The sequence below is a fragment of the Caballeronia sp. GAWG2-1 genome, from assembly GCF_023631405.1.
Classification (GTDB): Bacteria; Pseudomonadota; Gammaproteobacteria; order Burkholderiales; family Burkholderiaceae; genus Caballeronia.
Genome location: NZ_JALQDD010000009.1, coordinates 22,273 through 43,573, shown reverse-complemented (window position 1 = coordinate 43,573; position 21,301 = coordinate 22,273). Strand labels below are relative to the sequence as shown.

Below are 21,301 nucleotides of genomic sequence, written 5' to 3'. Positions count from 1 at the left end.
TTTCTTAAGCAAATAGTCCATGACTCAGACATCGCGGCCGTTCCTGCCCTTCGTCAAGCCCGACATCGATGAAGAAACCATTCAGGGCGTCGCCGACGTGCTGCGTTCCGGCTGGATCACGACGGGCCCGCAGAACCAGCAGTTCGAGGCGGAATTGTCGGCGTTCGTCGGCGGCAGGCCGGTGCGCGCGTTCAACTCAGGCACCTGCACGATGGAAATCGGCCTGCGAATTGCAGGCGTCGGCGCGGGCGACGAAGTCATCACGACGGCGATGACTTGGGTATCGACGGCGAACGTCATCATCGAAGTCGGCGCCACGCCGGTTTTGGTCGATATCGACTCGGCCAAGCGCAACATGGACCTGAACTTGCTGGAACGCGCCATCACGCCGCGCACGAAGGCGATCATGCCGGTGTTTCTGGGCGGCCTGCCGGTGGATATGGACCGGCTTTACGCCATCGCGCGCGCCCACAAGTTGCGCGTGATCGAAGACGCGGCGCAGGCGTTCGGTTCGAGCTGGAACGGCAAGCGCATCGGCGCGTTCGGCGATCTCGTTTCGTTCAGCTTTCACGCGAACAAGAACGTGACGTCGATCGAAGGCGGCGCGCTCGTCTTGAACGACGAGGACGAAGCCGAACTCGCGCGGAAGTATCGCCTGCAGGGCATCACGCGCACGGGTTTCGACGGCATGGACTGCGACGTGCTCGGCGGCAAGTACAACCTGACGGATGTGGCGGCGCGCGTGGGTCTCGGGTCGCTGCGCAAGGTGGAAAGCATCACGCAACGGCGGCGCGAACTGGCGCAGCTTTACTTCGATGCGTTCGACGGCGGCGCGGCCGTGAAACTCGGTTTAGGCTTGCCGCCGCGCAACTTTAAGGACAGTAACTGGCACATGTTTCAGGTCACGCTGCCGCTCGATCAACTGAATCTCACGCGCGCGCAGTTCATGGGCGAGCTGAAGGAGCGCGGCATCGGCACCGGCGTGCACTATCCGGCCCTGCATTTGTTCACGCTGTATCGCGAGCGCGGCTTCAAGGAAGGCATGTTCCCGCACGCGGAGCACTTCGGCGCATCCAACGTGACGTTGCCGCTTTTCCCGCAAATGAGCGCGGAGGACATCGCGCACGTGGTCACTTCCATCGACGAGATCTGTGCGCAGCACGCCAGACTGCATGCCTAACAAGGACACCCAGCGCAACATGAGTCATACGGATTTCGCGGCGACGGCACCCGAGGTAACGGTCGTCATTCCGGTCTACAACGAGGAAGCCGGCCTCGCCGCCCTCTTTGAGCGCCTTTATCCGGCGCTCGATGCGCTCGACGCATCGTACGAGGTGATCTTCATCAACGACGGCAGCCGCGACAAGTCGGCCGCGCTGCTCGCGCAGCAGTTCCACGTGCGTCCGGACACCACGCGCGTGATCCTGCTCAACGGCAACTATGGTCAGCACATGGCGATTCTCGCGGGCTTCGAGCAATCGCGCGGCGAGATCGTCGTCACGCTCGACGCCGACTTGCAGAATCCGCCCGAGGAAATCGCCAAGCTCGTCGAAAAGATGCGTGAAGGCTACGATTACGTCGGCACCATTCGCGAACAACGGCAGGACAGCCTGTGGCGCAAAAAGGCATCGCTTGCCATGAACCGTCTGCGCGAGCGCATCACCAAGATTCGCATGACGGATCAGGGCTGCATGTTGCGCGCGTACAGCCGGCATATCATCGACACGATCAACCGCTGCGGCGAAATCAACACGTTCATTCCGGCGCTTGCCTACACCTTCGCACAGAACCCGATCGAAGTGGGCGTGGCGCACGAAGAGCGCTTCGCGGGCGAATCCAAGTACTCGCTTTATAGCCTCATCCGGCTGAACTTCGACCTCGTGACGGGCTTTTCGGTCGTGCCGTTGCAATGGCTGTCGTTCATCGGCGTGATCCTTTCGGTCGGATCGGCGGGCCTGTTCCTGCTGCTGTTGATACGCCGCTTTATGTTCGGCGCGGAAGTTCAGGGCGTGTTCACGCTCTTCGCCATCACGTTTTTCATGCTCGGCGTGATCATCTTCGCGCTCGGCCTGCTCGGCGAATATATCGGCCGGATCTATCAGCAAGTGCGCGCGCGTCCGCGCTATCTCGTGCAGACCATCCTTGAGCAGCGCGACGGCCTGCCCACGGCCAGCCAGCCGCGCCAGCAAGTGATCCATCTGGCGGTCGCCGATCGCGAGGACGAAGGCCGATGAAGCCGCGCGCCGTCGTATTCGCTTATCACAATGTCGGCGTGCGCTGCCTGCAGGTGCTGCTCGCGCGCGGCGTCGACGTGCGGCTCGTCGTGACGCACGAGGACAGCGCAAGCGAGAACATCTGGTTCGGCAGCGTGGCGCAGGTCGCGGCGGAACATGGCATCGACGTGATCACGCCCGCCGATCCCGAAGCGCCCGACGTGCACGACGCAGTCGCCCGCGCCGCGCCGGAATTCATCTTCTCGTTCTACTACCGGCACATGCTGCCCGTGACGCTGCTCGCGTTGGCCAGGCGCGGCGCGTACAACATGCATGGCTCGCTGTTGCCGAAATATCGCGGCCGCGTGCCGACCAACTGGGCGGTGCTCAACGGCGAAACCGAAAGTGGCGCGACGCTGCACGAAATGGCCGAAAAGCCCGACGCCGGCGCGATCCTCGCGCAGACGTCCGTGCCTATCCTGCCGGATGACACCGCCGCTCAGGTCTTCGACAAAACCGTGGTCGCCGCCGAGCAAACGCTCTGGCGCGTACTGCCCGCCCTGCTTGCCGGCGAAGCGCCGCGTCTGCCGAACGATCTCGCCGCCGGCAGCTACTACGGCGGGCGCAAACCGGAAGATGGCCGCATCGACTGGACGGCGAACGCACAACGCGTCTACAACCTGATTCGCGCGGTGGCGCCGCCCTATCCCGGCGCGTTCACGGACATGGGCGGCGAGCGCTTCATCGTCGCGCGGGCGCGGCTCGTTCCTGAAACCGGTGCGCCCGGCGTTACGCGCGAGCGGCTCGCCGCGCTCAGGGATTTGCCCTGCGGCCTGACGCTGGCGGATAATGCGCTGTTTGGCGTCTGCGGCGATGGCCGCGTCGTCGCCGTGCACGAGTTGCGTCATCGGCCATTGAATGCCGAAGCGCAGCCCGTGGGCGAGGAGCGCACCGTCGAACCCGCCGAATTCGGCCGAATCATTCAATCCTCTCGTCATTCATGAAAAAAGTTCTCATCCTGGGTGTCAATGGCTTCATCGGCCATCACCTTTCCAAGCGCATCCTCGAAACGACCGACTGGGAAGTCTTCGGGATGGACATGCAAACCGATCGCCTGGGCGACCTCGCGAATCACGAGCGGATGCATTTCTTCGAAGGCGACATCACCATCAACAAGGAGTGGGTCGAGTATCACGTCAAGAAGTGCGACGTGATTCTGCCGCTCGTCGCCATTGCCACGCCCGCGACCTACGTGAAGCAGCCGCTGCGCGTGTTCGAACTGGACTTCGAGGCCAACCTGCCAATCGTGCGGTCGGCGGTCAAGTACGGCAAGCACCTCGTGTTTCCGTCGACCTCCGAGGTGTACGGCATGTGCGCCGACGAGCAGTTCGATCCGGAGAACTCCACACTCTCCTACGGCCCCATCAACAAGCCGCGCTGGATCTACGCCTGCTCGAAGCAGTTGATGGACCGCGTGATCTGGGGTTACGGCATGGAAGGCCTCAACTTCACGCTGTTCCGCCCGTTCAACTGGATCGGCCCGGGCCTCGACTCCATCTACACCGCGAAGGAAGGTTCGTCGCGCGTGGTCACGCAGTTCCTGGGACACATCGTGCGCGGCGAGAACATCAGCCTCGTCGATGGCGGCGCGCAAAAGCGTGCGTTCACGGATATCGACGACGGCATCGGCGCGCTGATGAAGATCATCGAAAACAAGGACGGCATGGCGTCGGGCAAGATCTACAACATCGGCAATCCGGTCAACAACTTCTCAGTGCGCGAACTCGCGCACAAGATGCTTGCGCTCGCCGCCGAGTATCCCGAGTACGCGGAGACCGCGAAGAAGGTGCAGCTCGTCGAGACTTCGTCGGGCGCGTACTACGGCGCGGGCTATCAGGACGTGCAGAACCGCGTGCCGAAGATCGACAACACCATGCAGGAACTGGACTGGAAGCCGGAAGCGAGCATGGACGACGCGCTGCGCAAGATTTTCGAAGCGTATCGCACGCTCGTCGGCGAAGCTCGCGCGCTCGTCGAGCAGTCTTAAGGAACGGCGCGTGGCCCGTATCGTTCTCAAGATCGACGTCGACACCCTGCGCGGCACGCGCGAAGGCGTGCCCAATCTCGGCAGATTGCTCGACAAATACAGCGCCCGCGCGACGTTTCTGTTCAGCCTCGGGCCGGATCACACCGGCTGGGCGCTGCGCCGCGTATTCCGGCCGGGCTTTCTCAAGAAGGTGTCGCGCACGTCTGTCGTCGAGCATTACGGTGTGAAGACGCTGATGTACGGCGTACTGCTGCCAGGGCCGGATATCGGCCGCGAGGCGAAGGCCGAAATGCGCGCCATCCACGAAGCCGGGTTCGAATGCGGCATCCATACGTGGGATCACGTTTACTGGCAGGACAACGTGCGCGCGCGCGATCAGGCGTGGACCGTGTCGCAGATGCAGCAAAGCCATGCGCGCTTCATCGAGATTTTCGGCGCGCCGCCCGTCACGCACGGCGCGGCGGGCTGGCAGATGAACGGCTACGCGTTCGAACAGATCGACGCCTGGGGCATGCGCTACGCATCCGACGGGCGCGGCCATACGCCGTATATTCCAGTGCTCAATGGCCGCACGCTCGATCACATTCAGATGCCGACCACCCTGCCGACCCTCGATGAGATCCTCGGCGTCGATGGTGTCGACACGACCAACGTGGCCGCGCATCTCTTGCGTCACACGCAGAACAATCCGCGCGACCAGGTTTTCACGCTGCACGCCGAACTCGAAGGCCAGAAGCTCGCGCCGGTGTTCGAGCAACTGCTGGCGGGCTGGCGCGCGCAGGGACACAGCTTCGCCACGATGGGCGACTATCATGCGACGCTGGACCGCGCTTCCCTGCCCACGTACCCTGTCACGTGGGGCGAGATCCCTGGCCGCGCCGGCGAATTGATCGTTCAGCCGGGCTGATCCGCTTCTGCTTGCTAGTCCCTCTGCTTCAAATAAACAACATCTGACCAAGGTTGGGCTACGCGCCCGACCCTGGCCGACAAAGGAGAAACTTCGTGTCAGTCGCAGTCGATCAGCCCGTTCCCGACTTCACCGCACCTGCCACCGGCGGCGAGTTCACGCTCTCGAACCTGCGCGGCAAGAAAGTCGTGCTGTTCTTTTATCCCAAGGACAACACGCCCGGCTGCACGACGGAAAGCCTGCAATTTCGCGACTACTACGATCAATTCCAGGCCGCTGGCGCGGAAGTGGTTGGCATCTCGCGCGACAGCGTGAGATCGCACGACAACTTCAAGGCCAAACTGGAGCTGCCGTACACGCTGGTATCGGACGCCGACGAAGCCATCTGCTCGCTTTTCGATGTCATCAAAATGAAAAAGATGTATGGCAAGGAAGTGCGCGGTGTCGAGCGTTCCACGTTTCTGCTCGATGCAAAAGGCGTGCTGCGCCGCGAGTTTCGAGGCATCAAGGTGCCGGGGCACGTCGAGGCCATCGTCGAGGCTGTACAAGCAATTTGAGGCGCGCTATATTGGTCCGCAATGAGCGCCTGTCAACCCCATGACCTTCTACCGAGCGAAAGCTGCCGTACGCCTTTAGGCGCAATCGGCAGGAGCCCGGGCTATGCGAGGCATCTACGGCGGTACAGCGCACCAGACTCGAAGTCAGCCGCTGGTTCCGGTAGTCGGGACGGCGGCTTTTTTATTGGCGTCGCGCGAATGCCACAGTCGGCCACGAGGTTTTCCGGACCTTCGCACAACACCAGTGGACGCACACTCAAGGAGCAGATCGAAACTTAGGCGAACCGGCGTTTTCGACAAACGAAGCGCGCCGCCGGACGCAGACTGCGAACCACGATTCGCTGCGAGGGCGAACGAGCAGAATGCGACAGGCGGCGCGCAATATACGACCCGATTCCTTTCGAGGGAACACCATGCCTTTGCCTACCGCCCCGGCCAAGCTCGGCCATCTCCTCCCGGCTGAGGAATACAAAGCCAAAGCCCGGCCGTCGAAGCAGAAGAAACAGACGTCGTCATCCGGCGACGAGGAAAACGGCGCGGTCCAGACCGTCGCCGCCGAGCGTCCCGCGGCGAATGCCGCGCATACGCTGCGTTCCATCGCGAGCGAGGTGCTGACCCAGATTCCGCTCGAAGCGCCGAGCGAAGCCGTCATGCCCGCCGCGCCCGCACCCGCCACGCGCGCACGCCGCACCAAACAGACCGCCGCGCTCCTGCAGCCGGCGCCGAACGCGCGTCAGGCAGCCGATGAAGCCGCGCCCGCAACGCCTGCCGAACCCGCCGCGCGCGAAGCCCGTACCGGCCGCGCGGATGCACCCGTCGCGCCCGCGGCCACGACCGCCGCGCGCGCCGCGAAAGAGCCGGCCGCGCAGAACAAACGCCGTCAGCGCGGCGTGCAGGAAGCCGAATTGCACAAGCTTTTCGTGCTCGATACCAACGTGCTGATGCACGATCCGAGCTCGCTCTTCCGCTTCGAGGAGCACGACGTCTATCTGCCGATGATGACGCTCGAAGAACTCGACAATCACAAGAAGGGCATGTCGGAAGTCGCGCGCAATGCGCGTCAGGTGAGTCGCACGCTCGACGCGCTCGTCGCGCACGCGGGCGAGATGTCGGCGGGGCTGCCGCTCGCCGCGCAGGGTAATCGCGACGCGCTCGGACGGCTCTACTTCCAGACGACGCTCACCGATATCGAACCGGTCGAAGGCTTGCCTGTCGGCAAGGCGGACAACCAGATTCTCGGCGTCGTGCGCGCGTTGCAGAAAGAGCGCCCGGACCGACAGGTCGTGCTGGTGTCGAAAGACATCAACATGCGTATCAAGGCGCATGCGCTCGGCTTGCCCGCCGAAGACTACTTCAACGATCAGGTTCTCGAAGACAAGGACCTGCTCTATTCGGGCGTACGCGCGCTGCCGCAGGACTTCTGGACCAAGCACGCCAAGGGCATGGAGAGCTGGCAGGACACGAAAACCGGCACCACGTATTACCGCGTGACTGGTCCGCTGTGTTCGTCGATGCTCGTCAACGAGTTCGTCTATCTGGAGCCGCAGAACGGCGAGCCCTCGTTCCATGCGGTGGTGCGCGAGTTGAACGGCAAGACGGCGCTCTTGCAGACGCTGCGCGACTACGGCCATCACAAGAACAACGTGTGGGGCATCACGGCGCGCAATCGCGAGCAGAACTTCGCGCTCAACTTGCTGATGAACCCGGAGGTCGATTTCGTCACCCTGCTCGGTCAGGCCGGCACCGGCAAGACGCTCATGGCGCTTGCCGCCGGCTTGGCGCAAGTGCTCGACGACAAGCGCTACAACGAAATCATCGTGACGCGCGCGACCGTGCCGGTGGGCGAGGACATCGGCTTTTTGCCGGGCACCGAGGAAGAGAAGATGCAGCCGTGGATGGGCGCATTCGACGACAACCTCGAAGTCCTGCAGAAAACCGACGATGCCGCCGGCGAATGGGGCCGCGCGGCGACGCAAGAACTGATTCGCTCGCGTCTCAAGGTGAAGAGCATGAACTTCATGCGCGGCCGGACGTTCGTGGATAAGTACGTGATCATCGACGAGGCGCAGAATCTCACGCCCAAGCAGATGAAGACGCTCGTCACGCGCGCGGGTCCGGGCACGAAGATCATTTGCCTGGGCAATATCGCGCAGATCGACACGCCTTATCTGACTGAAGGCAGTTCCGGCCTGACGTACGTGGTGGATCGCTTCAAGGGATGGACGCATAGCGGCCATGTGACGCTTGCGCGCGGCGAGCGCTCGCGTCTGGCGGATTACGCGTCGGATATTTTGTAAGCGCTTTTGACTTGACGAAACGGCCCGGTGAAGCGATTCGCCGGGCCGTTTCTATTCGTCCGATCGTTTCGCCACTGCAACACTTACGACGCAAACTTCATGTGATGTCTCAGGAAAACTTGCCGCACGTCCGTTCGGCGGTCTAGTATCGACAGACTGCCCTCTTTTGGCGAGATGCTGCTCGCCGTCTGCAATGCGTCGAATCTGGCTGCCGCTTCTTGTCTCCGTTCTGCTCGCCGCGTGTGGAAGCGTGCCGCAGGAGAGCGCGCGCAAGCCGGCGGCATCGTCGACAGCCGCGAATCGCACGTACAAGCCGCCTCCTGGTTTCCCGACTTTCGTCGACCATAGCGTCGGGCGCGAGGAAATCTCGATTCAGGCGATGGCGCTCGTGGGTGTGCCGTATCGATGGGGTGGGAATACGCCGGAAGCGGGCTTCGATTGCAGCGGACTCGTACGCTACGTGGTGGATCGCGCGGCGTCGGTGAATCTGCCGCGAACGACCGCCGAGATGAGCGGGCGCGGGGAATCGATCGAGCCGGACGGCGTTGCGCCCGGCGATCTGATTTTCTTCAACACGACGGGGCGGGCGCATTCGCATGTCGGGATTTATGTCGGCAAGTTGCGGTTCGTGAATGCGCCGTCGACGGGCGGGACGGTCCGGCTCGATTATTTGACCAATCCTTATTGGGCAAAGCGTTTCGACGGAATCCGGCGCGTTGCGCCGCCGAAGAGCGGGCCCGCGCCTTTCGATGCGCCGACGTACTTGGCGTCGCCTGCTGGATCTGACGTGCCGACGGCGGCGGGTGCGAGCGCTCAGGCTTCGGCTAATGGACGGTTATCTTCGACGCCTACCGATTCATATGCTCGGGAAAGCGCGGCGGGGACGAGTAACGAGGCATATCAACCGCCTGTATCGGCATTGAATGCGGGGGAACGGCGAAGCACGGTGACCAATGCCGCACGATCCAACGCCGATGCGTTCGAGCCGCCGCCATCCAGTTTGAGTGCGGCGCAGCGGCAGGCGCTTGCGGCCGGCGCGACGGCCAGTTCCGCGCGATCGAATGCCGATGATTTCGAGCCGCTCCCATCGACCTTGACAGCGGCGCAGCGGCAGGCACTCGCGGCTACCCGTACTGCACAATCCAGTACCGATGCCTTCGAGCCGCCGCCACCTACTTTGAGCGCGGCGCAGCGTCAAGCGGTTGCGGCAGGTGCAACCACCGATACCGCACGATCCAGCGCCGACGCCTTCGAACCTCCGCCGCCCGCCTTGAGCGCCGCACAACGCCAAGCCCGCCTTGCCGGTGCAATCGCGCCATCCGCGGTGGCAGGCTCGGCAAACGCTTCCCCCGATCCCATCCAAGCCGCCGCTGACGCCTTCGAACCGCCGCCGCCGACATCGAACGCCGCACGCAAGCAAGCGCGCGCGGCGCAGGCAACGAGCGATCCCGCCGATCCGCCCGCGCACGTCATCCGCGCATCGACCGGCTCGCTTACCGCGCCGCGTCCGAACCAAGCTGACGATCCCATCGCGCGCTTCGCCACCGGCAGCAACTGAGACTTACACGAGATTCAAGGCGCGCGGCCGCGTCCCGAACACCGACTTTGAGGCCGGAATCTCTTCGTCGCGCTGTTCGCGTCTGCCGTTTTGTTCTGTCCGCGTTGCCCTATATCGCCGGATTTAGGCTTTATGGATAGAAATAGCGCTTCGGTTACGGCAACGCCGCGCGCGGCTCAAGCGCTTCCGATACATATCGAACCGAGCGAAACGCAACTCCATCGCCATCCACAGTCGTCGCCCCTCTCTGCTATCGTGACTAGATCCCGCCGCGACAGGCGGCGCAATCAGAAGGAGCCAATCACCATGGACTTGGGTCTTGCCGGGAAAGTCGTCCTGATCACGGGCGGCAGCAAGGGAATCGGTTTCGCATGCGCGAAAGCCTTTGCAAGCGAAGGCGCAAAAGTCGCGATCGTCTCGCGCGATGCCGCCAACCTCGCGCGCGCCCGCGAACAACTCGCGAAAGAAGGTCATCACGTGCATCTCGCCCGCGCCGATCTGCACGAAGCGCACAGCGCCGAAGATGTCGTCGAGGAAGCGAGCGCCGCGCTCGGCCCCATCGACATCCTGATCAACAGCGCCGGCGCCGCGCGCCGGTACGATCCCGACACGCTCGACGCTGCCGCGTATAAAGCCGCGATGGACGCGAAATACTTCTCCTACGTCTATCCGCAGCAAGTGGTGCTAAAGCGCATGGCCGAACGCTTGCGCGGCGATCCGAACATCGAGCCGGGCGCGATCGTGAATATCGTCGGCATGGGCGGGAAAATCGCATCGGACATTCATATCGCGGGCGGCGCGGCCAATGCGGCGCTCATGCTCAATACCGTCGGCCTTGCGCATCACTATGCCAAGCTCGGCATTCGCATCAACGCGATCAATCCGGGATCGACGCTCACCGAACGCGTCGAGGAAGCCCTCGCGCTCGAAGCCGAACGGCAAGGCACGACACGCGACGCCGTGCTCGCCGAGAGCCAGTCGAAGGTGCCGCTAGGCCGCTACGCGAAACCCGAGGAAATCGCCGACGTCGCGCTGTTCCTGGCGAGCCGTCGCGCGAGTTATGTATCGGGCGCAATCATTCCGATGGACGGAGTGTCGTCGCCGATCATCTGAGAGCGACGCCGCCGAGCGCGGCAATCGATTTGCGACAGATGCAAAACGGCCCCGTCGTGAACGGGGCCGCTGAAGAAACCGGCTACAAGATACGGTGGCCGATCCACCAACCGACCGCCGCGAGCACCGCGGATGCCGGAATAGTCAAGATCCACGCCCACACGATATTTCCCGCGACGCCCCAGCGCACCGCGCTGAATTTCTGGGTCGCGCCCACACCGACGATGGCGCCCGTGATCGTATGCGTGGTGGACACTGGAATGCCGAGGAACGATGCGACGAAGAGCGTGATCGCCCCGCCCGTTTCCGCGCAAAAACCACCGACGGGCTTGAGCTTGGTGATCTTCTGACCCATGGTGCGCACGATGCGCCAGCCGCCGAACAAAGTGCCAAGACCCATCGACAGGTAACACAAACCGATAACCCAGATAGGCGGCGCATCTGCCGCGGAAGAAGCGTAGCCAGTCGCGATCAGCAGCATCCAGATGATGCCGATGGTCTTCTGCGCGTCATTCCCACCGTGGCCGAGCGAATAGAGCCCGGCGGAAATGAGCTGCAAGCGCCGGAAGCGCCTATCTACCTTCGATGGCGGCGTGCGGAAATACAGCCACGACACGAGCAGCATGAAAAACGAGCCGAGCACGAAGCCGAGCAGCGGCGAAATGAAAATGAACGCGACAGTCTTGAGAAGACCGTCCATGTTGAGCGATCCCCAGCCCGACTTGGCGAGCGCGGCACCGACGAGTCCGCCGATCAGCGCGTGCGACGAGCTAGACGGAATGCCGTAGTGCCATGTGACGATATTCCAGCCGATCGCGCCGACGAGCGCGCCGAAGATCACGTAGTGGTCGACGATATCGGGATCGATCGTTCCCTTGCCGACGGTCGCCGCGACCTTCAGGTGGAAGATGAAATACGCGATGACGTTGAACGCCGCCGCGAAAGCGACCGCTTGTTGCGGCTTGAGCACGCCGGTGGAGACCACCGTGGCGATGGAGTTGGCCGCGTCGTGAAAGCCGTTCATGAAGTCGAACGCGAGCGCGACTATGACGAGCAAGGCGACTGCCCAGATGGCGAGTTGAATCGAATGCATCGGTTGCTTTTGTTTTGACCAGCTGTGAAAAGCGCCGGTTTTGTCCTCTTGACCCGCCGCACGGAGCTTTGATCACGCGCTGGCGGGCATGGCCGGCGTGGTCAGGCGTTTTCCAGAACGATGCCTTCGATGATGTTCGCGACGTCTTCGCACTTGTCGGTGATCGTCTCCAGCAACTCGTAGATGGCCTTCAGCTTGATCAGCGTCTTGACGTCGTCTTCCTCGCGGAAAAGTTTCGACATGGCGGAGCGCAAGACGCGGTCGGCGTCGGATTCCAGGCGGTCGATTTCTTCGCAGATCTTCAGGATTTCGCTCGCGCGCTTCATGTCCGCGAGCAATTCCACAGCCTTCTGCACACGCAGGCACGTCGCCGTGCAGATGTGCGCGAGCTGGCTCGCCTCGGAAGTCACCGCGCGTACGTCGTAGAGCGAAATGGCCGTGGCGACGTCCTCCATCAAGTCGAGGATGTCGTCCATCGTCGTGATGAGCTTGTGGATTTCGTCGCGATCGAGCGGCGTGATGAAAGTCTTGTGCAGCAGATCGATGGTTTCGTGCGTGAGCTTGTCGGCGCGCTTTTCGGCCGTCTGGACGTTCTGCTTGTGGACCTCGGCTTCGTCGAGGTTATCGATCAGCAATTCGAGCTCGCGGCTTGCATCGATGATGCATTTCGCGTGCGCGTTGAAAATCTCGAAGAATTTGCCCTCGGTGGGCATGAAACGACCGAACATGAAAATCCCGAAAAATGGGTCAATGAGACAGACATCAAACCGACATATTGTACCTTCGCCCGGCAGCCCACGCACCGCGCGCGAAGCGCCGCGCGGCGCGTGTCGACACGAAGTCTTGACATCGAGCAGAAGGGATGCGCGCGGCTTCGGGCGTTATTCGCCGTAAAAACTCTGCGCGCCGGCGAAATTGTCGAACTTCGTGTATTGGCCGTGAAAAGTCAGCCGCACGGGCCCGATCGGACCATTACGCTGCTTGCCGATGATGATTTCCGCCGTGCCCTTGTCCGGGCTGTCGGGGTTATAAACTTCGTCGCGGTAGATGAAGAGAATCACGTCCGCGTCCTGCTCGATAGCGCCGGATTCCCGCAAATCCGACATGATCGGACGCTTGTTGGGGCGCTGTTCCAGACCGCGATTCAACTGCGAAAGCGCGATCACCGGCACGTCGAGTTCTTTCGCGAGCCCCTTGAGCGAACGCGAGATTTCCGAGATTTCGGTCGCGCGGTTTTCGCCGCCGCCGGAGCCGGACATCAGCTGCAAATAATCGACGATGATGAGCCCGAGCTTGCCGCACTGCCGCGACAAACGCCGCGCGCGCGAGCGCAGTTCCATGGGGTTCAGGCCGCCCGTTTCATCGATGAAAAGCTGCGCCTCGCTCATTTTCTGAACCGCGTGCGTGAGCTTCGGCCAGTCTTCGTCGGTGAGGCGGCCGGTACGCATTCTGTGTTGATCCAGCCGGCCGACCGAGCCGAGCATACGCATGGTCAGTTGCGTGCCGGGCATTTCCATCGAGAAAACGGCGACGGGCAGACCATACTCCACCGCCACGTATTCGCCGATGTTCATCGAGAACGCCGTCTTACCCATCGACGGACGTCCGGCCACGATGATCAATTCGCCGCCGTGCATGCCCGACGTCATGCGGTCGAGGTCGACGAAACCGGTTGGCGTGCCCGTGACATCGCTCGGATTGGCCGTGTGGTAAAGCGTGTCGATGCGCTCGACAACTTGCGTAAGCAGCGGTCCGATTTCCAGAAAGCCCTGCGTGCCGCGCGCCCCGTCCTCGGCGATGGAAAACACACGCGATTCCGCCTCGTCCAGAATCCGGCGCACTTCCTTGCCTTGCGGATTAAAGGCATCGGCGGAAATTTCATCGGCGACGGAGACCAGGCGGCGCAGCACCGCGCGATCGCGCACGATTTCCGCGTAACGGCGAATGTTCGCTGCGCTCGGCGTGTTCTGGGCAAGCGCATTCAGATACGCGAGCCCGCCCACTTCCTCGGCCTTGCCGGCCATGTTGAGCGCTTCGTAGACGGTAATGACGTCGGCGGGCCGGGTGGTCGAGATCAGCTTGCCGATGTGCTCGTAGATGATCCGATGATCATAGCGATAAAAATCGCCTTGCGACATCACGTCGGCGATTCGGTCCCACGCCGCGTTGTCCAGCAGCAAACCGCCGATCACCGATTGCTCAGCTTCGATCGAGTGCGGCGGAACCTTCAGCGCGTCGAGTTGCGGGTCTTTGGACGGAGCGTTCATGGGGTGGAATTATCGATGAAATAGACGCAAGCGGACAATAAAAAAGGCAGGAACCTGAAACGGTTCCTGCCCTTCTTTTCTGCCGGACTCGGCTGGCTGGGGGTGAAGCCTTACCAGCGGTCCGCAGCGACCTTAGGCGTGCTCGCCCAGCACCGACACCGTGACGTCGACCAGCACGTCCGTATGCAGCGCCACTTGAACAGCGTGGTCACCCACCAGTTTCAGCGGGCCTTGCGGCAGACGCACTTGCGCCTTTTCCACTTCTGCAAAGCCTTGAGCCTTCAGTGCTTCGGCGATGTCGGCGTTCGTGACCGAGCCGAACAGACGGCCGTCCACACCTGCCTTCTGCGAGATCTGAACCGTGAAGCCGTTCAGCTTTTCGCCTTGCTTTTGCGCGGAAGCCAGCTTTTCAGCGGCAACCTTTTCGAGATCGGCGCGGCGCACTTCGAATTCGGCGATTGCGTCTTTCGTTGCGCGGCGAGCCTTCTTGCCGGGGATCAGGAAGTTACGTGCGTAGCCGTCCTTGACCTTGACGATGTCGCCCAGGTTGCCCAGGTTGACGACTTTTTCCAAAAGAATGATTTGCATTTTGGCTTGTTCCTTATGCGTCGTCTGATTAGGCCTTGTGCAGGTCGGTGTACGGCAGGAGCGCGAGGAAACGCGCGCGCTTGATTGCCGTGTCGAGCTGGCGCTGATAGTGCGCCTTCGTGCCAGTCAGACGAGCCGGCGTGATCTTGCCGTTTTCGCCGACGAAGTCCTTCAGCGTTTCCGTGTCTTTGTAGTCGATGTACTCGACACCGGCTGCCGTGAAACGGCAGAACTTTTTGCGCTTGAAGAGCGGGTTTTGTTGCTGACGACGCTTGTCGAATTTCTTACCAGTCGGGCGGGGCATGTTCAGTCCTTTCCAATGTCCTGCAATTCTGTGATGTGAAACACCAGGGTTCGTGCGTTGCGGCTTTTTTTAGCCAGAAAGCCGGTGAAGCGTGTTTCCACGCCCATCTGACAGCTTTCCAGTCTGCCGCTCACCTCGCCGGCGGCTACGGCCGGCATTGTCAGTTCGACTTGACGGGCAATGCCCGCTTCGACGACTTCCGTTCGGTGATGCAACGTGCAGCTTGCGATTGGTACGCCGGCGGGCGTGTATCGCACCGGTTCGCGTTCCACGACGCTTGCTGTCAGTTGCAGCCTGTTCACTTAATTCCTGGTGGCTGACGAAAATCTTCGCCTTAAGCCTGCGCTTCGGACGGCTGCGAGGCCGCCTTCTTGGCTTCTTCGCGCTGCACTTCCTTCATCATCGGCGATGGGCCGGTTTCGGCCTTCTTCATCTTGACGATGAGGTGACGCAAAACGGCGTCGTTGAACTTGAATGCGTGCTCGAGTTCTTCGAGCGTAGCTTGATCGCATTCGATGTTCATGCAAACGTAGTGAGCCTTCGCGAGTTTCTCGATCATGTAGGCCAGTTGGCGACGGCCCCAGTCTTCGATACGGTGGATCTGGCCACCGTGCGAGGTGATCGTGCTCTTGTAGCGCTCGATCATGGCGGGCACTTGCTCGCTCTGATCGGGATGCACGATAAATACGATTTCGTAATGACGCATATTCACTCCTTGTGCTGAACTTTTGGATTAAAGCCACCCGGGCGTCGGACCGGTGCGGCAAGTGAGAAGCCCAAGACTATAACGCGATGCCTTCCCCAAGGCAAGCCAAATCGGCGGTTTCCGAAAGACTTTGGCCATGATTTCAAGCAGTTACAACGTGGCCGCACAAAGCCGCACGAGCCGCACAAAGCCGCGCGAGCGACGCTCAAGCTGCGTGTGTCCCGGCGGGCAATGGTTCGCCGGGAAGCGCGAGCGGACGGCTCCAATAACCGTCCCGCGCGTAAATTTCCTTCAAATAATCAATAAAGTAGCGCACGCGCGCCGGAACGTAGCGCTGCTGCGGATAAACCGCGAGGATGTCGTAGTCGGGCAGCTCGAAGTCGTCCAGCACGGTTTCGAGTTCGCCCGACGCCAACTGACGCTGAATCTCCCAGGTCGAACGCCAGCCGAGCCCGAGCCCCTCCGACGCCCAGCGATGCAGCAACTCGCCGTCGTTGCAGTCGAGATTGCCGGTCACGCGCACCGTCACGAGCTTGCCGTTACGGCGAAAGTACCAGCCGCGGTTCTGTCCGCCTTGCAGATTGAACGCAAGACAGTTGTGATTCGGCAAGTCTTCGAGCGTCTTCGGCCGGCCGTGCTTCCTGAAATACGCGGGCGTGCCGCAAACCACGCGGCGGTTGCTCGCGAGCTTCACGGCGACGAAGTTCGGGTCCACCGCCCCGCCGATGCGGATCGACAAGTCATAACCTTCGCGCACCAGATCGACGACGCGGTCGGTCAGATTGAACGACATCTGCAATTCCGGTTTGTCGACGAGGAAAAGCGGCGCGTGCGGCGCGACATGCATGCGCCCAAACGCCGCCGGCGCCGACACGATCAGATGCCCGCCCACCGCGCGCCGGCCGGCCGCGAGTTCGTTCTCGGCCTGATCCCACTCCGCGAGCAGATTCTTGCAGCGGTCGAGAAACGCCGCGCCCTCTTCGCTCACGACGAGCCTGCGCGTCGAGCGATACATCAGTTTGACGCCTAGGCGCTTTTCGAGCGCGTCGATGCGGCGGCCCAGGATCACCGGCGACACGCCCTCTTCCAGTGCCGCCGCCGCAAGACTGCCGGCTTCGGCCACGCGCACGAAGGTTTCGATCTGCTTGAAGCGGTCCATCTCTTTGTCTCCGGCCTCATTCGATACTTTTTGTTTGGTAAAAAACGACTCCGGTTGATCTTATCAAACCTTTTGCACGCGCCTAAAGTGCATCGGAAGCCTGCTGCCATGCGCACGACCAAGACAGCAACCCCGAATAGAGACCCCTGGAAGGAGACAACCATGCCCAAGATGAGAGCCGTCGACGCAGCCGTCCTCGTGCTGGAGAAGGAAGGCATCGACACCGCGTTCGGTGTGCCCGGCGCCGCCATCAACCCGTTTTACTCGGCGCTCAGAAAAGCCGGCAGCATCAGCCATGTGCTGGCGCGCCACGTCGAGGGCGCCTCGCACATGGCCGAAGGTTATACGCGCGCGGCTCCCGGCAATATCGGCGTTTGTATCGGTACGTCGGGGCCGGCGGGCACGGACATGATCACGGGCCTCTACTCGGCTCAGGCGGATTCGATCCCCATTCTCGCGATCACGGGCCAGGCGCCGCGTGCGCGTCTGTACAAGGAAGACTTCCAGGCCGTCGATATCGAATCGATCGCCAAGCCCGTCACCAAGTGGGCCGTCACCGTGCGCGAACCGGCGCTCGTGCCGCGCGTGTTTCAGCAGGCGTTCCATCTGATGCGCTCGGGCCGTCCGGGTCCGGTGCTGGTCGACTTGCCGATCGACGTGCAGCTCGCCGAGATCGAGTTCGATATCGACACCTACGAGCCGCTGCCGATCTACAAGCCGAAAGCCACGCGCGCTCAAGTCGAAAAAGCGCTCTCGATGCTCAACGACGCCGAGAAGCCCTTGATCGTTTCCGGCGGCGGCGTGCTGAACGCAGCGGCGGAAGATCTGCTCGTCGAGTTCGCCGAAACGCTCGGCGTACCCGTGATCCCGACTTTGATGTCGTGGGGCGCGATTCCCGACGATCATCCGCTGATGGCAGGCATGTGCGGTCTGCAGACGTCGCACCGCTACGGCAACGCGACCATGCTCGCGTCGGACTTCGTGCTTGGCATCGGCAATCGCTGGGCGAATCGCCATACGGGCAGCGTCGAGGTCTACACCAAGGGCCGTAAGTTCGTGCACGTGGATATCGAGCCGACGCAGATCGGCCGCGTGTTCGGACCGGACCTCGGCATCGTGTCGGATGCGAAGTTCGCGCTCGAACTCTTCGTCGAAGTGGCGAAGGAATGGAAAGCCGCGGGCAAGCTTGCGGACCGTTCGCAATGGGTCAAGGACTGCCAGCAACGCAAGAGCACGATGCTGCGCAAGACCCACTTCGACAACGTGCCGATGAAGCCGCAGCGCGTCTACGAAGAGATGAATCTCGCGTTCGATCGCGACACCTGCTTCGTCTCGACGATCGGTCTTTCGCAGATCGCGGGCGCGCAGTTCCTGCACGTGTTCAAGGCGCGTAACTGGATCAACTGCGGCCAGGCCGGCCCGCTCGGCTGGACCATTCCCGCCGCGCTCGGCGTGCGCGCCGCGGACCCGCAACGCAAGATCGTCGCGCTCTCGGGCGACTACGACTTCCAGTTCATGATCGAGGAACTCGCCGTGGGCGCGCAGTTCAAGCTGCCTTACGTGCACGTGGTCGTGAACAACTCGTATCTCGGTCTGATTCGTCAGGCGCAGCGCGGCTTCGACATGGACTACTGCGTGCAGCTCGCGTTCGACAACATCAACGCGCCGGAGCTCGAAGGATACGGCGTGGATCACGTCGCGGTCGCCGAGGGTCTCGGCTGCAAGGCGCTGCGCGTGCACAAGCCCGAAGACATCGCGCCGGCGTTGAAACAGGCGCAGGCGCTCGCGGCGCAACATCGGGTGCCGGTCGTGGTCGAGATGATTCTCGAACGCGTGACCAACATCGCGATGGGCACCGAGATCGACGCGATCAACGAGTTCGAGGAGCTCGCCGAAACGCGCGCCGATGCGCCGACCGCCGTGACCGTGACGCCGCTCGACTGAGCGTCCTAGAACTGACCGACCATCAGGAATAAAGACATGCCGAAATTTGCCGCGAACCTGACCATGCTGTTCAACGAAGTCCCTTTCCTCGACCGCTTCGCGGCGGCGTCGAAGGCGGGCTTCAAGGCGGTCGAGTTCCTGTTTCCGTATGCGTACTCGACCGGCGATTTGCAAGCACGCATCGAGGAACACGACCTGCGGATCGTGCTGCACAACCTGCCCGCGGGCAACTGGGAAGCGGGCGAACGCGGCATCGCCTGCCTGCCGGATCGCGTGAGCGAGTTCCGTGAAGGCGTGCCCCGCGCAATCGAATACGCGAAGGCGCTGAAGGTGCCGCAAGTGAACTGCCTCGTTGGCATTCCGACGGCGGGGGTATCGAAGGAACAGGCGCGCACGACGATCATCGAAAACCTGCGCTTCGCCGCCGATGCATTGAAGAAGGAAGGCATCCGCCTGCTGGTCGAGCCGTGCAATGCCTACGATATTCCGGGCTTCGCGCTGAACCGTTCGTCCGAAGGGCTCGACGTGATCCGCGCGGTCGGCTCGGACAATCTGTTCCTGCAATACGACATCTATCACATGCAGCGCATGGAAGGCGAACTGGCCGCGACGATCAAGAAGAACCTGCCATCGATCGCGCATATCCAGCTCGCCGACAATCCGGGGCGCAACGAACCGGGCACGGGCGAGATCAACTACGCGTTCCTGTTCGATCTGCTTGATTCGATCGGCTACGAAGGATGGATCGGCTGCGAATACAAGCCGCTTGCAAGCACCGAAGCGGGCCTTGGCTGGCTTCGCACGATCGCCGCCGCAAAGCCGCGCGCCGCCGCTTAAAACCCGAGACACAAGGAGAGCAAGAGAGTATGGCAACCATTGGATTCATCGGCCTTGGCATCATGGGCGCGCACATGGCGCGCAACCTTTTGAAGGGCGGTCACAAGCTCGTCGTGAACGGCAAGTTTCCGGTGCCCGACGACATCCGCGCACAGACGCAAGTCGCGGCCGATTCCACCGGCGTGGCGCAAGCGAGCGAGATCGTCATCACGATGGTGCCCGACACGCCCGATGTCGCCAACGTCCTCTTCGCCGATGACGGCGTGGCCAACGGCCTCACGAAGGGCAAGCTCGTGATCGACATGAGCTCGATCAACCCGCTCGATACGCAGGACTTCGCGAAGAAGATCAACGCGCTCGGCTGCGACTATCTCGATGCGCCCGTATCCGGCGGCGAAGTCGGCGCGCGCGAGGCATCGCTCACGATCATGGTGGGTGGCCCGCAGAAATCGTTCGATATCGCGAAGCCTCTGTTCGATCTCATGGGCAAGAACATCTCGCTCATCGGCGACAACGGCGCGGGTCAGACTTGCAAGGTGGCGAATCAGATCATCGTCGCGCTCAACATCGAAGCCGTCGCCGAGGCCTTGTTGTTTGCCTCGCGTTCGGGCGCCGATCCGGAACGCGTGCGCCGGGCATTAATGGGCGGGTTCGCCGCGTCGCGCATTCTCGAAGTGCACGGCGAGCGCATGACGAAGCGCACGTTCGACCCGGGCTTCCGTATCGAACTGCATCAGAAGGACTTGAATCTTGCGCTCGAAGGCGCGCGCAAGATGGGTCTCGCCCTGCCCCACACCGCGAGCGCGCAGCAGTTGTTCAGCGTGTGCGCGGCCAATGGCGGCAAAGCCTGGGATCACTCGGGACTCGTGCGGGCGCTTGAAATCATGTCGAACTTCCAGGTTGCTCAAGAACCGCAGAAGGCGAAAGCCGCGGCTTGAACGACCGGTACCGTGGGGCGTCCCGCGTATGGGCACGCGGGACAAATGCCGCTCTGGGCTGAGGGCGGCAAGTGGGGTCCGAGAGCGGCACCCGTCGGTCGAGCCGGGTAAGCCTTGGTCGGTCAGACGGTTTTCCGTCGGGTGTCCGCGTCGGATTGTTGGATCGCGCATGAACCAGCCATTGTCACAATCTCCGAACTATCCTTGAAGTGATGCGACTAACGAAGCCTTGCCCTGGCGCAAGCGCTCACCATCGACACTTAAGGAGTTCAGCAATGGGAATCCTCAGCTTTATCAAGGAAGCAGGCGAGAAGCTCTTTGGTGCAACCTCGCAAACCGCGCAGGCCGCGCCTGCGGCCGTGGATGTCGCGGAGCTCAATCTCAAGGCCGGCGAAGCCATCGCGACGTACATTCGTTCGCAAGGGCTCGAAGCGCAGGATCTGCAAGTGAAGTACGACGGCGCGTCGCACACGGTCACCGTATCGGGCGAAGCGGCGGATCAGGCCACGAAGGAGAAGATCCTCGTCGCGGCAGGCAACGTGCAGCACGTGGACAAGGTGGATGACCAACTGACCGTGCCATCGTCCGCTCCGGAGTCGCAATTTCATACGGTCGTGGCCGGCGACAATCTCTGGAAAATCGCGGAGAAGTATTACGGCAGCGGCGCGAAAAACGATGTCATTTTCGAAGCCAACAAGCCCATGCTCAAGAGCCCGGACAAGATCTATCCGGGACAGGTGCTACGCATTCCGGCTGCAAGCTGAAGCAACGAA

General features: G+C 62.1%; 21 protein-coding genes. 13 read left to right on the top strand and 8 right to left on the bottom strand.

Annotated features, from left to right (window positions below; translation table 11 throughout):
- The first annotated feature begins 19 nt into the window (after nt 1-19).
- The 9 genes from NCR98_RS06835 to NCR98_RS06795 all read left to right on the top strand — a co-directional run bounded on the left by NCR98_RS06835 (nt 20) and on the right by NCR98_RS06795 (nt 10,692).
- A complete protein-coding gene (locus NCR98_RS06835) occupies nt 20-1,180 on the top strand; it encodes a DegT/DnrJ/EryC1/StrS family aminotransferase (RefSeq protein WP_250525833.1) in 1,161 nt (386 codons plus the stop codon).
- 19 nt (nt 1,181-1,199) lie between these two features.
- A complete protein-coding gene (locus NCR98_RS06830) occupies nt 1,200-2,234 on the top strand; it encodes a glycosyltransferase (protein WP_244825206.1) in 1,035 nt (344 codons plus the stop codon).
- Entirely contained in the window at nt 2,231-3,217 is a 987-nt protein-coding gene (locus NCR98_RS06825; RefSeq protein ID WP_250525832.1) for a formyltransferase, read from the top strand. The genes NCR98_RS06830 and NCR98_RS06825 overlap by 4 nt, the downstream gene beginning before the upstream one ends.
- Nucleotides 3,214-4,260, top strand: a complete 1,047-nt coding sequence (locus tag NCR98_RS06820; RefSeq protein WP_244825208.1) for a bifunctional UDP-4-keto-pentose/UDP-xylose synthase — start codon at nt 3,214-3,216, stop codon at nt 4,258-4,260. The genes NCR98_RS06825 and NCR98_RS06820 overlap by 4 nt, the downstream gene beginning before the upstream one ends.
- 10 nt (nt 4,261-4,270) lie before the next feature.
- Nucleotides 4,271-5,167: a polysaccharide deacetylase family protein gene (locus tag NCR98_RS06815; RefSeq protein ID WP_250492352.1), complete on the top strand. Its 897-nt coding sequence runs from the start codon at nt 4,271-4,273 to the stop codon at nt 5,165-5,167.
- A gap of 95 nt (nt 5,168-5,262) precedes the next feature.
- Entirely contained in the window at nt 5,263-5,724 is a 462-nt protein-coding gene (locus NCR98_RS06810; RefSeq protein ID WP_250525831.1) for a peroxiredoxin, read from the top strand.
- A gap of 413 nt (nt 5,725-6,137) precedes the next feature.
- Nucleotides 6,138-8,021, top strand: a complete 1,884-nt coding sequence (locus NCR98_RS06805) for a PhoH family protein (RefSeq protein WP_244825213.1) — start codon at nt 6,138-6,140, stop codon at nt 8,019-8,021.
- Between the two features lie 193 nt (nt 8,022-8,214).
- Nucleotides 8,215-9,579, top strand: coding sequence for an NlpC/P60 family protein (locus NCR98_RS06800; protein WP_250525830.1), 1,365 nt, complete (start codon nt 8,215-8,217; stop codon nt 9,577-9,579).
- A 306-nt stretch (nt 9,580-9,885) separates the two neighbouring features.
- Nucleotides 9,886-10,692 carry an SDR family oxidoreductase gene (locus NCR98_RS06795; protein WP_244825216.1) on the top strand — a complete coding sequence of 269 codons (807 nt, stop codon included), beginning with the start codon at nt 9,886-9,888 and terminating at the stop codon, nt 10,690-10,692.
- An 82-nt stretch (nt 10,693-10,774) separates the two neighbouring features.
- Here NCR98_RS06795 and NCR98_RS06790 read toward each other — a convergent pair whose 3' ends face one another.
- From NCR98_RS06790 to NCR98_RS06755, 8 genes are all read right to left on the bottom strand, one after another.
- Nucleotides 10,775-11,785 (bottom strand): inorganic phosphate transporter, encoded by a 1,011-nt coding sequence (locus tag NCR98_RS06790; protein ID WP_244825217.1) that lies wholly within the window; start codon nt 11,783-11,785, stop codon nt 10,775-10,777.
- 101 nt (nt 11,786-11,886) lie between these two features.
- On the bottom strand, nt 11,887-12,513 hold the full coding sequence (locus NCR98_RS06785; RefSeq protein ID WP_244825219.1) for a DUF47 domain-containing protein: 627 nt from the start codon (nt 12,511-12,513) through the stop codon (nt 11,887-11,889).
- Between the two features lie 153 nt (nt 12,514-12,666).
- Nucleotides 12,667-14,052: a replicative DNA helicase gene (locus NCR98_RS06780; protein WP_250525829.1), complete on the bottom strand. Its 1,386-nt coding sequence runs from the start codon at nt 14,050-14,052 to the stop codon at nt 12,667-12,669.
- A gap of 132 nt (nt 14,053-14,184) precedes the next feature.
- Nucleotides 14,185-14,640, bottom strand: coding sequence for a 50S ribosomal protein L9 (rplI, locus tag NCR98_RS06775; protein ID WP_244825222.1), 456 nt, complete (start codon nt 14,638-14,640; stop codon nt 14,185-14,187).
- Nucleotides 14,641-14,668: 28 nt separating this feature from the next.
- Nucleotides 14,669-14,944 carry a 30S ribosomal protein S18 gene (rpsR, locus tag NCR98_RS06770; protein WP_060857153.1) on the bottom strand — a complete coding sequence of 92 codons (276 nt, stop codon included), beginning with the start codon at nt 14,942-14,944 and terminating at the stop codon, nt 14,669-14,671.
- Nucleotides 14,945-14,946: 2 nt separating this feature from the next.
- Nucleotides 14,947-15,246, bottom strand: coding sequence for a primosomal replication protein N (priB, locus tag NCR98_RS06765; RefSeq protein ID WP_244825224.1), 300 nt, complete (start codon nt 15,244-15,246; stop codon nt 14,947-14,949).
- Nucleotides 15,247-15,278: 32 nt separating this feature from the next.
- Nucleotides 15,279-15,650, bottom strand: a complete 372-nt coding sequence (gene rpsF / locus NCR98_RS06760; RefSeq protein ID WP_061117413.1) for a 30S ribosomal protein S6 — start codon at nt 15,648-15,650, stop codon at nt 15,279-15,281.
- Nucleotides 15,651-15,855: 205 nt separating this feature from the next.
- Nucleotides 15,856-16,809, bottom strand: a complete 954-nt coding sequence (locus NCR98_RS06755; RefSeq protein WP_250525828.1) for a LysR family transcriptional regulator — start codon at nt 16,807-16,809, stop codon at nt 15,856-15,858.
- 162 nt (nt 16,810-16,971) lie between these two features.
- Between NCR98_RS06755 and gcl the strand changes: the two genes are divergently transcribed.
- From gcl to lysM, 4 genes are all read left to right on the top strand, one after another.
- A complete protein-coding gene (gene gcl / locus NCR98_RS06750) occupies nt 16,972-18,753 on the top strand; it encodes a glyoxylate carboligase (RefSeq protein WP_250525827.1) in 1,782 nt (593 codons plus the stop codon).
- 36 nt (nt 18,754-18,789) lie between these two features.
- Nucleotides 18,790-19,590 carry a hydroxypyruvate isomerase gene (gene hyi / locus NCR98_RS06745; protein ID WP_250464776.1) on the top strand — a complete coding sequence of 267 codons (801 nt, stop codon included), beginning with the start codon at nt 18,790-18,792 and terminating at the stop codon, nt 19,588-19,590.
- A gap of 29 nt (nt 19,591-19,619) precedes the next feature.
- Nucleotides 19,620-20,528 (top strand): 2-hydroxy-3-oxopropionate reductase, encoded by a 909-nt coding sequence (locus tag NCR98_RS06740; protein ID WP_244825230.1) that lies wholly within the window; start codon nt 19,620-19,622, stop codon nt 20,526-20,528.
- A gap of 275 nt (nt 20,529-20,803) precedes the next feature.
- Nucleotides 20,804-21,292, top strand: a complete 489-nt coding sequence (gene lysM, locus NCR98_RS06735) for a peptidoglycan-binding protein LysM (RefSeq protein ID WP_244825232.1) — start codon at nt 20,804-20,806, stop codon at nt 21,290-21,292.
- Nucleotides 21,293-21,301 lie beyond the last annotated feature (9 nt).